Source organism: Streptococcus oralis, from assembly GCF_001075675.1.
Lineage (GTDB): Bacteria > Bacillota > Bacilli > Lactobacillales > Streptococcaceae > Streptococcus > Streptococcus oralis_V.
Genome location: NZ_JUNW01000049.1, coordinates 14291 through 27654, shown reverse-complemented (window position 1 = coordinate 27654; position 13364 = coordinate 14291). Strand labels below are relative to the sequence as shown.

15 protein-coding genes are annotated in these 13364 nt (G+C 44.1%); all 15 read left to right on the top strand.

What is annotated here, in order from left to right:
- The first annotated feature begins 16 nt into the window (after window positions 1-16).
- The 15 genes from rimP to ADM50_RS06805 all read left to right on the top strand — a co-directional run bounded on the left by rimP (window position 17) and on the right by ADM50_RS06805 (window position 13317).
- Window positions 17-496, top strand: coding sequence for a ribosome maturation factor RimP (gene rimP, locus ADM50_RS06880; protein WP_080983085.1), 480 nt, complete (start codon window positions 17-19; stop codon window positions 494-496).
- A gap of 42 nt (window positions 497-538) precedes the next feature.
- Entirely contained in the window at window positions 539-1675 is a 1137-nt protein-coding gene (gene nusA, locus ADM50_RS06875; RefSeq protein ID WP_000032277.1) for a transcription termination factor NusA, read from the top strand.
- 21 nt (window positions 1676-1696) lie between these two features.
- Window positions 1697-1990 (top strand): RNase P modulator RnpM, encoded by a 294-nt coding sequence (gene rnpM / locus ADM50_RS06870; protein ID WP_000857560.1) that lies wholly within the window; start codon window positions 1697-1699, stop codon window positions 1988-1990.
- Window positions 1983-2282, top strand: a complete 300-nt coding sequence (locus ADM50_RS06865; protein ID WP_049485014.1) for a YlxQ-related RNA-binding protein — start codon at window positions 1983-1985, stop codon at window positions 2280-2282. Before rnpM ends, ADM50_RS06865 begins: the two co-directional genes overlap by 8 nt.
- Window positions 2283-2298: 16 nt before the next feature.
- A complete protein-coding gene (infB, locus tag ADM50_RS06860; protein WP_049485013.1) occupies window positions 2299-5085 on the top strand; it encodes a translation initiation factor IF-2 in 2787 nt (928 codons plus the stop codon).
- 165 nt (window positions 5086-5250) lie between these two features.
- Complete coding sequence (rbfA, locus tag ADM50_RS06855; RefSeq protein ID WP_001273601.1) at window positions 5251-5601, top strand: 30S ribosome-binding factor RbfA; 351 nt, start codon at window positions 5251-5253, stop codon at window positions 5599-5601.
- A gap of 150 nt (window positions 5602-5751) precedes the next feature.
- Entirely contained in the window at window positions 5752-6531 is a 780-nt protein-coding gene (locus tag ADM50_RS06850; protein WP_001118427.1) for a hypothetical protein, read from the top strand.
- Window position 6532: 1 nt separating this feature from the next.
- Window positions 6533-6715, top strand: coding sequence for a hypothetical protein (locus ADM50_RS06845; RefSeq protein ID WP_044020283.1), 183 nt, complete (start codon window positions 6533-6535; stop codon window positions 6713-6715).
- A 213-nt stretch (window positions 6716-6928) separates the two neighbouring features.
- Window positions 6929-7162, top strand: coding sequence for a DUF1858 domain-containing protein (locus ADM50_RS06835; RefSeq protein ID WP_000368739.1), 234 nt, complete (start codon window positions 6929-6931; stop codon window positions 7160-7162).
- On the top strand, window positions 7162-8496 hold the full coding sequence (locus tag ADM50_RS06830; protein WP_045591808.1) for a DUF438 domain-containing protein: 1335 nt from the start codon (window positions 7162-7164) through the stop codon (window positions 8494-8496). Before ADM50_RS06835 ends, ADM50_RS06830 begins: the two co-directional genes overlap by 1 nt.
- Before the next feature lie 9 nt (window positions 8497-8505).
- The gene (locus ADM50_RS06825; protein ID WP_000119707.1) at window positions 8506-8760 is read left to right on the top strand and encodes a DUF1912 family protein; all 255 of its coding nucleotides are present in this window, start codon (window positions 8506-8508) and stop codon (window positions 8758-8760) included.
- A 97-nt stretch (window positions 8761-8857) separates the two neighbouring features.
- The gene (locus tag ADM50_RS06820) at window positions 8858-9253 is read left to right on the top strand and encodes a helix-hairpin-helix domain-containing protein (protein ID WP_049485012.1); all 396 of its coding nucleotides are present in this window, start codon (window positions 8858-8860) and stop codon (window positions 9251-9253) included.
- 281 nt (window positions 9254-9534) lie between these two features.
- Window positions 9535-10095: a GNAT family N-acetyltransferase gene (locus ADM50_RS06815; RefSeq protein WP_045591793.1), complete on the top strand. Its 561-nt coding sequence runs from the start codon at window positions 9535-9537 to the stop codon at window positions 10093-10095.
- Window positions 10095-10673 (top strand): AAA family ATPase, encoded by a 579-nt coding sequence (locus ADM50_RS06810; protein ID WP_045591790.1) that lies wholly within the window; start codon window positions 10095-10097, stop codon window positions 10671-10673. The genes ADM50_RS06815 and ADM50_RS06810 overlap by 1 nt, the downstream gene beginning before the upstream one ends.
- Entirely contained in the window at window positions 10666-13317 is a 2652-nt protein-coding gene (locus tag ADM50_RS06805; protein ID WP_049485011.1) for a valine--tRNA ligase, read from the top strand. The genes ADM50_RS06810 and ADM50_RS06805 overlap by 8 nt, the downstream gene beginning before the upstream one ends.
- The last annotated feature ends 47 nt before the right edge of the window (window positions 13318-13364 follow it).

The following is a 13364-nucleotide window of genomic DNA, read 5'->3' as shown; positions in this document are numbered from 1 at the left end:
TCTTGCTTATGAGGAGGTGGACGCAATCGCAACAATCGTAGAATTAGTCAGAGAAGTTGTAGAACCTGTCATCCAAGCGCCTTTCGAGCTCGTGGATATCGAGTATGGAAAGATTGGCAGTGACATGATTCTCAGTATTTTTGTAGATAAACCCGAAGGAATTACCTTGAACGACACGGCAGACCTGACAGAAATCATCAGTCCTGTTCTTGATACCATCAAGCCCGATCCCTTCCCAGAACAATATTTCCTAGAAATCACCAGTCCAGGCTTGGAACGCCCTTTGAAAACCAAGGATGCTGTCGCTGGAGCGGTTGGGAAATACATCCATGTCGGGCTCTACCAAGCCATCGATAAACAAAAAGTCTTTGAGGGAACCTTGTTGGCCTTTGAAGAAGACGAGTTGACTGTGGAGTATATGGACAAGACACGTAAGAAAACCGTCCAAATTCCATACAGTTTAGTATCAAAAGCACGTTTAGCAGTAAAATTATAGAAAAGAAAGGATAGCTTTTGAGGATTCAAAAGTGAAGAAAACATGAGTAAAGAAATGCTAGAGGCCTTCCGCATTTTGGAAGAAGACAAGGGAATCAAAAAAGAAGACATCATCGACGCAGTAGTAGAATCGCTTCGTTCCGCTTATCGCAGACGCTATGGTCAATCTGACAGCGTAGCTATCGACTTCAATGAAAAGACAGGTGACTTTACTGTCTATACCGTCCGTGAAGTTGTTGATGAAGTATTTGATAGCCGTTTGGAAATCAGCTTGAAAGATGCCCTTGCCATTAATTCAGCCTATGAGCTTGGTGACAAAATCAAGTTTGAAGAAGCACCAGCTGAGTTTGGTCGTGTAGCAGCCCAATCTGCTAAACAAACCATCATGGAAAAAATGCGCAAGCAAACACGTGCCATCACATACAATACTTACAAGGAACATGAACAAGAAATCATGTCTGGTACAGTAGAACGATTTGACAACCGCTTTATTTACGTCAACCTTGGCAGCATCGAAGCCCAATTGTCAAAACAAGACCAAATCCCTGGAGAAGTCTTTGCTTCCCACGACCGTATTGAAGTCTACGTTTACAAGGTTGAAGACAATCCTCGTGGTGTCAATGTCTTTGTTAGTCGTAGCCATCCAGAAATGATCAAACGCTTGATGGAGCAAGAAATTCCAGAAGTCTACGATGGAACTGTTGAAATCATGAGCGTAGCCCGCGAAGCTGGTGACCGTACGAAAGTTGCCGTTCGTAGCCACAATCCAAACGTGGATGCTATCGGGACAATCGTTGGACGTGGTGGTGCCAACATCAAGAAAATCACCAGCAAATTCCACCCAGCTCGTTACGATGCCAAGAGTGACCGCATGATTCCTGTCGAAGAAAACATTGACGTTATCGAGTGGGTAGCGGATCCAGCTGAGTTTATCTACAATGCCATCGCACCGGCAGAAGTTGACCAAGTTATCTTTGATGAAAATGACAGCAAACGTGCCTTAGTCGTTGTACCTGATAACAAGCTTTCTCTTGCCATCGGTCGTCGTGGACAAAACGTTCGCTTGGCGGCTCATTTGACAGGTTACCGTATCGATATCAAGTCTGCCAGCGAATTTGAAGCTATGGAAGAAGCAGGTCAAGTGGATTACGCAGCTGCGGACGAATTGATCGAAGAATAAAAGCTGCTAGAGGAGGGAAAGATGAAAACAAGAAAAATCCCTTTGCGCAAGTCTGTTGTATCCAACGAAGTGATTGATAAGCGTGATTTGCTCCGCATTGTCAAGAACAAAGAAGGACAGGTTTTTATCGATCCGACAGGCAAGGCCAATGGCCGTGGCGCTTATATCAAGCTAGACAATGCAGAAGCCCTAGAGGCAAAAAAGAAGAAAGTCTTTAACCGCAGCTTTAACATGGAAGTGGAAGAAAGCTTTTATGACGAGTTGATCGCCTATGTGGATCACAAAGTGAAAAGAAGAGAGTTAGGACTTGAATAAGCAAAAGATAAGCAATCTCTTGGGACTTGCTCAACGAGCAGGCCGGATCATATCAGGTGAGGAATTGGTGGTCAAGGCTATCCAAGATCAGAAAGCCAAGCTAGTCTTTCTAGCCAATGATGCTGGTCCCAATCTGACCAAGAAGATTCAAGATAAAAGTGACTATTATCAAGTAGAAGTTATAACCGTGTTTTCAACACTGGAATTAAGCATAGCAGTCGGAAAATCGAGAAAGGTTTTGGCTGTGACAGATGCTGGATTTACAAAGAAAATGAGGTCTCTTATGGAATAGAAGAGGAGGACATGATTTGTCTAAGAAAAGATTGTACGAAATCGCAAAAGAACTTGGAAAAGAAAGTAAAGAAGTTGTAGCGCGTGCAAAAGAGTTGGGCTTGGATGTGAAAAGCCACTCATCGAGTGTGGAAGCTGTTGCTGCTGAACAAATCGCAGCGAGCTTTAAACCTGCACCTGCTCCTAAGGCAGAAGTAAAACCTGCAGCACCAAAAGCAAGTGTAGAAAAGAAAGCAGAAAAGCCTGTATCAGCTAAACCAGTAGTCGCTAAGGAAGAAAGCAAATCAGCTACACCTGCAGCTCCTAAGGAAGAAAAAGTAGTGGCCGCAAGACCACAGAGTCGAAACTTCAAGGCGGAGCGTGAGGCGCGTGCCAAAGAGCAGGCAGAACGACGCAAACAAAATAAGGGCAACAACCGTGACCAACAACAAAATGGTAACCGTCAGAAAAATGACGGCCGTAATGGTGGAAAACCTGGTCAAGGGAACCGCGACAATCGCCGATTTAACGACCAAGGGAAAAAACCACAAGGTCAAGGGAATCGTGGCAATGATCGCCGTCAGCAACAAGACTTCCAGCCAAAACAAGCTGGACCACGTGTTGACTTTAAAGCCCGTGCAGCAGCCCTAAAAGCAGAGCAAAATGCAGAGTACGCACGCTCAAGCGAGGAGCGCTTCAAACAATCGCAAGCAGCCAAAGAAGCCTTGGCTCAAGCTAACAAACGCAAGGAGCCAGAGGAAATCTTTGAAGAAGCTGCTAAGCTAGCTGAACAAACGCAGCCAGCAGTAACAGTAGCTCCTGTAGCGAAAGAAGCGCCAGTGGATACACGTCGTAAAAAACAAGCTCGACCAGACAAAGAACGTGATGATTATGATCACGAAGAAGATGGTCCTAGAAAACAACAAAAGAATCGAAGTAGTCAGAATCAAGTGAGAAATCAAAGAAATAGTAACTGGAATAACAACAAGAAAAATAAAAAAGGGAACAAGCAAAACAACCGTAACCAGACTCCAAAACCTGTTACAGAGCGTAAGTTCCACGAATTGCCAACAGAATTCGAATATACAGATGGTATGACTGTTGCGGAAATCGCAAAACGTATCAAACGTGAACCAGCTGAAATCGTTAAGAAACTCTTTATGATGGGTGTGATGGCCACACAAAACCAATCCTTGGATGGAGAAACCATTGAACTCCTCATGGTGGATTACGGTATCGAAGCCAAACAAAAGGTTGAAGTGGATAATGCCGACATCGAACGTTTCTTTGTCGAAGATGGCTATCTTAATGAAGATGAATTGGTTGAGCGTCCACCAGTTGTAACCATCATGGGACACGTTGACCATGGTAAAACAACCCTCTTGGATACCCTTCGTAACTCCCGTGTTGCGACAGGTGAAGCAGGTGGTATCACTCAGCATATCGGTGCCTACCAAATCGTGGAAAATGGCAAGAAGATCACCTTCCTTGATACACCAGGACACGCGGCCTTTACTTCTATGCGTGCGCGTGGTGCATCTGTTACCGATATTACCATCTTGGTTGTAGCGGCCGACGATGGGGTTATGCCTCAGACTATCGAAGCCATCAACCACTCAAAAGCGGCAAACGTTCCAATTATCGTGGCTATCAACAAGATTGATAAACCAGGTGCCAACCCAGAACGCGTTATCGGTGAATTGGCAGAGCATGGTGTCATGTCAACAGCTTGGGGTGGAGATTCTGAATTTGTTGAAATTTCAGCTAAATTCAACCAAAATATCGAAGAATTGTTGGAAACAGTCCTTCTTGTGGCTGAAATCCAAGAACTCAAAGCAGACCCAACAGTTCGTGCTATCGGTACTGTTATCGAAGCTCGCTTGGATAAAGGAAAAGGTGCGGTCGCAACCCTTCTTGTGCAACAAGGTACCTTGAATGTCCAAGACCCAATCGTTGTCGGAAATACCTTCGGTCGTGTCCGTGCCATGACCAATGATCTTGGTCGTCGTGTCAAGGTCGCAGGCCCATCAACGCCGGTTTCTATCACAGGTCTAAACGAAGCGCCAATGGCTGGTGACCACTTTGCCGTTTACGAAGATGAAAAATCTGCACGTGCGGCCGGTGAAGAACGTGCAAAACGTGCCCTCATGAAACAACGCCAAGCTACCCAACGTGTCAGCCTTGAAAACCTCTTTGATACGCTTAAAGCTGGTGAGCTTAAGTCAGTTAATGTTATCATCAAGGCCGACGTACAAGGTTCTGTTGAAGCCCTTTCTGCCTCACTTCAAAAGATCGATGTAGAAGGTGTCAAAGTCACCATTGTCCACTCGGCAGTCGGTGCTATCAACGAATCTGATGTGACCCTTGCGGAAGCTTCAAATGCCTTTATCATTGGTTTCAACGTACGCCCTACACCACAAGCGCGCCAACAAGCCGAAGCTGACGATGTTGAAATCCGTCTTCACAGCATTATCTATAAGGTTATCGAAGAGATGGAAGAAGCCATGAAAGGGATGCTTGACCCAGAATTTGAAGAAAAAGTTATCGGTGAAGCAGTTATCCGTGAAACCTTTAAGGTATCTAAAGTCGGAACTATCGGTGGATTCATGGTTATCAACGGTAAGGTTACCCGTGATTCTAAAGTCCGTGTTATCCGTGACGGTGTCGTAATCTATGATGGCGAACTCGCAAGCTTGAAACACTACAAAGACGACGTTAAAGAAGTTACAAACGGTCGTGAAGGTGGTCTCATGATCGATGGCTACAATGATATCAAGACTGATGATGTGATTGAGGCATATGTCATGGAAGAAATCAAACGATAATAGAGAAACGATAGCTCATTTGACTCGTTGTCAACAGCGCCTTGATGAACTTTAGTTCTATCAAAGGCTTGTTTCCTAGATTCAAATGGCTCTAGTTCCTCTATCTATTAAAAATAGCTAGGTCTGCTGGCCTAGCTTTTGGTTCAAAGTAGAGAAAGGAATATCATGGCAAATCATTTCCGTACGGATCGTGTGGGCATGGAAATCAAGCGTGAAGTCAATGAGATTTTGCAAAAGAAAGTCCGTGATCCGCGTGTCCAAGGTGTGACCATTACAGATGTTCAGATGCTGGGTGACTTGTCTGTTGCCAAGGTTTACTACACCATTTTGAGTAACCTTGCTTCAGATAATCAAAAAGCTCAAATCGGGCTTGAAAAAGCAACTGGTACCATCAAACGTGAACTTGGTCGCAATTTGAAATTGTACAAAATCCCAGATTTAACCTTCGTCAAAGATGAGTCCATCGAATATGGAAACAAGATTGACGAGATGCTACGCAATCTGGATAAGAACTAAAAAAGAGGGGTGCCCCTCTTTTTTGTTGCCAGAGCATGATCATTGCTATTTGACGATGTATCCATCTGATAAAAATCGGTTTAAAAAATTTGTATATTTCGAATAGTATGATATGATAAAGCTTGATATAAATGAAAAACGGAGAGATATATGGCTAAACAAGATATAGCTATGCAAGTACTGCAACAAGTGGTGAAACTTCCCGTAGTCAAGGTCGATCGAGAAAGATTTTTGGTAGAAAAGTTTTCAAAGGAATTAGACCGTAAGGATATTCCAACTTTGATTGAACAAGGACCGACTTCTTTGTTGCCTCAAGAAAGCTTGGATAGAGTGGCCAAGGCCTGTATTAAAGACAATGTCCTGTTAGCCAGTGGAACTTCGGTTTTGGCAGGTCTACCTGGAGGGATTGTCATGGCGATCACTATCCCGACAGACGTAGCCCAGTTTTATGCTTTTTCATTGAAATTAGCTCAAGAACTAGGGTATATTTACGGATTTGATGATCTTTGGGCATCGCGCAATGAGTTAAGCGAGGAAGCTAAAAACACACTTCTACTGTATCTCGGTGTGATGCTGGGAGTAAATGGCGCAGGTGCCCTGCTTCGATCAGGCGGTGTGACAGTAGCCAAGCAAGTCATAAAAGTAGTGAACAAGAAAGCCTTGACAAAAACTCTTTGGTATCCAATTTTAGAAAAAGTTTTGAAAATTTTTGGTGTCAATCTGACAAAAGGAGGCCTAGCTAAAGGGATGGGGAAAGTGATTCCTATCCTAGGTGGAGTCATTTCTGGTGGCTTAACCTTTGCGACCATGAAACCGATGGGAGAAAGATTGCAACAGGAATTGTCCAAGCTAGTCAACTACAATGAAGTGCAATATCAAAGAGACGTTGATACTATCCGAAAAGAGGTCGAAATCATCGAAGGAGAGTAATATGGGATTCATTAAAATTCTAGCTAAGACATACGGGAATTACTTTTTCGTGATGCAAAGCATCAAAGTCCTGAAGAACATGAAAAAAGATGACAATGCTCTAGTAGGTTTCGGGAAAGTACTGCTTGCTGACAAGTTGATGGATGTAGCTCAGTGGCTCGCAAAACCAGATGATAAAGAATAACTTGAAATGAAAGAAACTGGTAGGAACTCCACTGCTAGTTTTTTAATCTCTTTCCATATGGTATAATATAAGCAGTAAAATCATTTTATACTCTTCGAAAATCTCTTCAAACCACGTCAGCTTCACCTTGCCGTACTTAAGTACAGCCTGCGGCTAGCTTCCTAGTTTGCTCTTTGATTTTCATTGAGTATTAGAACATACATGGAGGTCGTCATGGACAATATCATCGATGTGTCAATACCCGTTGCAGAAGTGGTAGACAAGCACCCAGAAGTTTTGGAAATCCTAGTGGAGCTCGGTTTTAAACCACTTGCTAATCCCTTGATGCGCAACACAGTCGGTCGCAAAGTATCGCTGAAGCAGGGTTCTAAACTTGAAGGAACTCCTATGGACAAGATTGTCCGCACGCTAGAAGCGAACGGCTATGAAGTGATTGGATTAGACTAATGGCAGATGAACGGATTCATATCCTACGGGATATTTTGTTAGAATTGCACAATGGCGCCTCTCCTGAGTCAGTTCAGGAGCGTTTTGATGCGACCTTTACAGGTGTGTCAGCCATCGAGATTTCCCTCATGGAGCACGAGCTGATGAACTCAGACTCAGGTGTCACCTTTGAAGATGTCATGGAACTTTGCGATGTCCATGCCAATCTTTTTAAAAATGCTGTTAAGGGTGTCGAAGTAGAGGATACCGAGCATCCTGGCCACCCCGTTCGCGTCTTCAAGGATGAAAATCTGGCTCTTCGTGCTGCCTTGATTCGCATTCGGAGACTGTTAGATACCTATGAGTCTATGGAAAACGAGGAAATGCTGGCAGAGATGCGCAAGGGTTTGGTCCGTCAAATGGGGCTTTTAGGGCAATTTGACATTCACTACCAGCGCAAGGAAGAGCTCTTTTTCCCCATCATGGAGCGTTATGGACACGATTCACCTCCAAAAGTTATGTGGGGAGTGGATGACCAGATCAGGGAACTCTTTCAAACAGCTTTAACGACAGCCAAGTCACTACCAGAAGTGTCGATTAGCAGTGTAAAAGAAGATTTTGAAGCTTTTGCGACAGAGTTTGAGAGCATGATTTTCAAGGAAGAGTCCATCCTCCTCATGATTCTCCTTGAGTCTTTCACCCAGGATGATTGGATTCAGATTGCGGAGGAGAGCGATGCTTACGGCTATGCCATCGTCCGTCCGTCTGAGAAATGGGTTCCAGAACGTCAGAGCTTTGTTGAGGAAAAGAGTGCAGAGGAGCCCGTGCAGCTAGACACGGCAGAGGGTCAAGTTCAGCAAGTTATCAATACACCAGAAGGACAGTTCACCATTACCTTTACCCCTAAGGAAAAGGAAGCAGTGCTGGACCGTCATAGTCAACAGGCTTTTGGGAATGGCTATCTCTCCGTCGAGCAGGCCAATCTCATCCTCAATCACCTCCCTATGGAAATTACCTTTGTTAATAAGGACGATATTTTCCAGTATTACAATGACAATACGCCAGCTGATGAGATGATTTTCAAACGGATACCGTCCCAAGTCGGGCGCAATGTTGAACTCTGCCATCCGCCCAAGTATCTAGAAAAGGTGAAGGCCGTTATGAAAGGTCTTCGTGAAGGGGTCAAGGACAAGTATGAAATGTGGTTCAAGTCTGAGTCGCGAGGCAAGTTTGTCCACATCACCTACGCTGCAGTACACGATGAAAACGGAGAATTTCAAGGAGTGTTGGAGTATGTTCAGGATATCCAGCCCTACCGTGAGATTGATACGGACTATTTCCGTGGATTAGAATAAGGAGAAGCAATGAGTTACGAACAAGAATTTATGAAGGAATTTGAGGCCTGGGTGAATACCCAGATTATGATCAACGACATGGCGCACAAGGAAAGTCAAAAAGTCTACGAAGAAGACCAAGACGAACGTGCCAAAGATGCCATGATTCGCTACGAAAGCCGTTTGGATGCTTATCAGTTCTTGCTGGGTAAATTTGAAAATTTCAAGGCGGGCAAGGGATTTCATGATTTGCCAGAAGGATTATTTGGTGAGCGAAACTATTAAAATTCAGATACTTTCTTGATTTTTTGCTAAAATCTTGATAAAATATTTTTATTAAATCCTTGTCAGAGCAGGGATTTTTTATTGAAAGGATTTTATCATGTCAAAGAAACTCCAACGTAAAAAACAATTGCGAAACAGCCTTCGTCGTTCAGGTGCATTTTCAAGTACGGTGACCAAAGTTGTCGAAGAGACCAAGAAAGTCGTGAAACACGCAGAAAAATCTGCTAGCCAAGCGGGAAAAGTTGTCTCTAAAAAAATGGAACAAGCAGTAGAAGCGACCAAGGAACAAGCTCAAAAAGTAGCCAATTCTGTAGAAGATTTCGCAGCTACTTTGGGTGGCCTCTCAGTAGATCGCGCTAAGACTTTCTATGATGAAGGCATCAAGTCAGCTTCTGACTTCAAAAACTGGACTGAAAAAGAACTCCTTGCCTTGAAAGGAATCGGCCCAGCTACGATCAAGAAATTAAAAGAAAACGGCATCAAGTTCAAGTAATCTTTCTTGCCCCTTGCATTTCCGAGAAAAACTTGTTACAATAAAGCCATTAGAGGTGTTTTGAATTCCGCATTTTACAGAAAGTGGCGGTGCTGAGAAGTCCACAAATGTGTCAAAACTTGTTGCTGATGGATGAAAAATTGAAATAATATTGTCTTTTTATTATAAAGACGAGAGTTGCGGGCGTCTCTGCCCGAAATTGGGTGGTACCGCGGATAAACACATTCGTCCCTGTCAGATTAATGACAGGGGCGATTTTTTGTAGAAAGCGAGGTAGAAGGATGATAAGAGCAGAGTTGCCAGAACGAATAGAGACCGAGCGGCTAGTCTTACGAGTCCGTACCGTGACTGATGTTGTGGATATCTTTGACTATGCCAGTAGGTCAGAAGTTTCCTATCCAGCAGGCTTTCCGCCCGTCAAGACCTTGGAAGATGAGATTTATTATCTAGAGCATATCCTTCCTGAGCGCAATCAAAAGGAAAATCTCCCAGCAGGTTATGGGATTGTCGTTAAAGGAACCGATAAGGTCATCGGCTCTGTTGATTTCCCTCGTCGTCACGAGGATGATGTCTTGGAGATTGGCTATATCTTACATCCAGACCATTGGGGTCTAGGTTATGTTCCAGAAGCAGCGTGTGCCTTGATTGACCTAGCTTTTAAAGAATTGAATCTGCATAAGATTGAACTGACTTGCTTTGGCTACAATATCCAAAGTCAACGAGTCGCAGAGAAGCTTGGTTTTACCCTTGAAGCTCGCATAAGAGACCGCAAAGATGCTCAGGACAATCGCTGTGATGATTTGAGGTATGGCTTGCTGAGGAGTGAGTGGGAGGTGGTTTGATGCACATTTTCATCATTGGGGCTCCGGCTTCTGGGAAAATGACGATTGGTCAAGAGTTATCTCGACTGACAGATGCTACCCTCTTTTATAACCATAAAGCTATCGATTTTGCACTAGAAATCTATCAGGACTTTACAGAGGAAATGTGGGAATTTGTTCGTGGAATTACCTTTTCTTTCCTTGGAGCAAGTGCTAGGAATCAGCGATCTGTGATTTTAACAGACGTAATTGATTTTTCAAATCAGTACCAGCTGCTGTATTTGAAGCAAATTCAGGATTTGTTGGATGATTATCATCAAGAGATTCTGTTTGTTGAGTTGGAAACGACACTTGAAGAGCGCTTACGTCGAAATCGAACGGAGAATCGATTAAAGCATAAACCCTTAAAACGACATATTGAGGTATCTGAAAGAGAAATTTTGGAGACTGCTGAAACACTTCAATTAAATTCTCAACATCAACCGAATGAGTTGCACCACTACTTTAAAATAAATAATACGAATCTGTCTGCAGAAGAAGTTGCCAAGCAGATTCAAAATAAAATGAATACAATAGAGAAAGGACAAACACATGTCTAAAGAACTTTCACCTAAATACAATCCAGCCGAGGTTGAGGCTGGTCGTTACCAAAAATGGCTTGATGAAGATGTTTTCAAGCCTTCAGGCGATCAAAAAGCTAAGCCTTATTCGATCGTGATTCCACCACCAAACGTAACTGGGAAACTTCACCTTGGTCATGCTTGGGATACGACGCTTCAGGATATCATCATTCGTCAAAAACGCATGCAAGGTTTCGATACGCTTTGGCTTCCAGGGATGGACCACGCAGGTATTGCCACCCAAGCTAAGGTTGAGGAGCGCTTGCGTGGTGAGGGTATTAGCCGTTATGACCTCGGTCGTGAGAGATTCCTAGAGAAAGTTTGGGAATGGAAAGATGAATATGCCACTACTATCAAGGAACAATGGGGCAAGATGGGACTCTCTGTAGACTACTCTCGTGAGCGTTTCACCCTTGATGAAGGTTTGTCAAAAGCGGTTCGCAAGGTCTTTGTCGAGCTTTATAAAAAAGGCTGGATCTACCGTGGTGAGTTTATCATCAACTGGGACCCAGCAGCTCGCACAGCCCTTTCTGATATCGAGGTGATTCACAAGGATGTCGAAGGTGCCTTCTACCACATGAACTACATGCTAGAAGACGGCTCACGCGCCCTTGAAGTTGCGACAACTCGTCCTGAGACCATGTTTGGGGACGTTGCGGTTGCGGTCAATCCAGAAGACCCACGCTACAAGGACTTGATTGGTAAAAACGTTATCCTTCCAATCGCTAATAAATTAATCCCAATCGTTGGGGACGAACACGCAGATCCTGAGTTTGGAACTGGTGTCGTGAAAATTACACCTGCCCACGATCCAAACGACTTCTTGGTTGGTCAACGTCATAATTTGCCACAAGTCAACGTCATGAACGACGACGGAACCATGAATGATTTGGCCTTCGAATTTGCAGGCATGGACCGTTTTGAAGCTCGTAAGGCAGTCGTTGCTAAGTTGGAAGAAATCGGTGCCCTTGTAAAAATCGAAAAACGTGTTCACAGTGTTGGTCACTCCGAGCGTACAGGTGTTGTGGTGGAGCCACGCTTGTCTACGCAATGGTTCGTCAAGATGGACCAATTGGCTAAAAATGCCATTGCCAACCAAGATACTGATGATAAGGTAGAATTCTACCCCCCTCGTTTCAACGATACCTTCCTCCAATGGATGGAAAATGTCCACGACTGGGTAATCTCTCGTCAGCTCTGGTGGGGTCACCAAATCCCTGCTTGGTACAATGCTGAGGGTGAAATGTACGTCGGTGAAGAAGCTCCAGAAGGTGACGGATGGACTCAGGACGAAGACGTCTTGGATACTTGGTTCAGTTCTGCCCTTTGGTCATTCTCAACCATGGGCTGGCCTGATGTCGACTCAGAAGACTTCAAGCGTTATTATCCAACATCAACCTTGGTGACTGGTTATGATATTATCCCATTCTGGGTATCTCGGATGATTTTCCAAGGTTTGGAATTTACTGGCAAGTCGCCATTCAAAAATGCCTTGATTCACGGTCTCATTCGTGACGAGCAAGGCCGCAAGATGTCCAAGTCTCTTGGTAATGGGATTGACCCAATGGATGTCATTGATAAGTACGGAACAGATAGCCTTCGTTGGTTCCTATCAAACGGTTCTGCACCAGGACAAGACGTGCGCTTCTCTTACGAGAAAATGGATGCTTCATGGAACTTCATTAACAAGATTTGGAATATCTCTCGCTACATCCTCATGAACAATGAAGGATTGACCCTTGAGCAAGCAACTGCCAATGTCGAAAAAGTTGTCTACAAGGAAGCTGGAAATATCACTGACCGCTGGATTCTCCACAACCTCAATGAAACGATTGGAAAAGTCACTGAAAACTTTGATAAGTTTGAGTTTGGTGTGGCTGGTCACATCCTCTACAACTTCATCTGGGACGAATTTGCGGACTGGTACGTTGAGTTGACCAAGGAAGTCCTTTATAGCGATAACGAAGAAGAGAAAGTCATCACACGTTCTGTTCTCCTTTATACTTTGGACAAGATTCTTCGTCTCCTTCACCCAATCATGCCATTCGTGACAGAAGAAATCTTTGGACAAATATCAGAAGGCTCTATCGTTACAGCAGCATACCCAACTGTCAACCCAGCTTTCGAAGACCTTGCGGCCCACACTGGTGTGGAAAGTCTTAAAGACCTGATCCGTGCAGTACGTAATGCGCGTGCGGAAGTAAACGTAGCACCAAGCAAGCCTATCACCATCCTTGTTAAGACAAGTGATAGCGACTTGGAAGCCTTCTTTAACAGCAATGTCAATTACATCAAACGCTTCACAAATCCAGAACACCTGGAAATCGCTTCAACCATCCCTGCCCCTGAACTCGCAATGTCAAGCGTCATTACAGGAGCGGAAATCTACTTGCCACTCGCTGACCTCCTCAATGTCGAAGAAGAACTGGCTCGTCTCGACAAGGAACTGGCTAAATGGCAAAAAGAACTGGACATGGTCGGTAAAAAGCTCTCTAACGAACGCTTCGTAGCCAATGCCAAACCAGAAGTCGTCCAAAAAGAACGCGACAAACAAGCCGACTACCAAGCCAAATACGACGCGACCGTCGCACGTATTGATGAGATGAAGAAATTGGTGAAATAAACACAGAAACACGGTGGTAAGCCGTGTTTTTTGTGTTATAATATCAA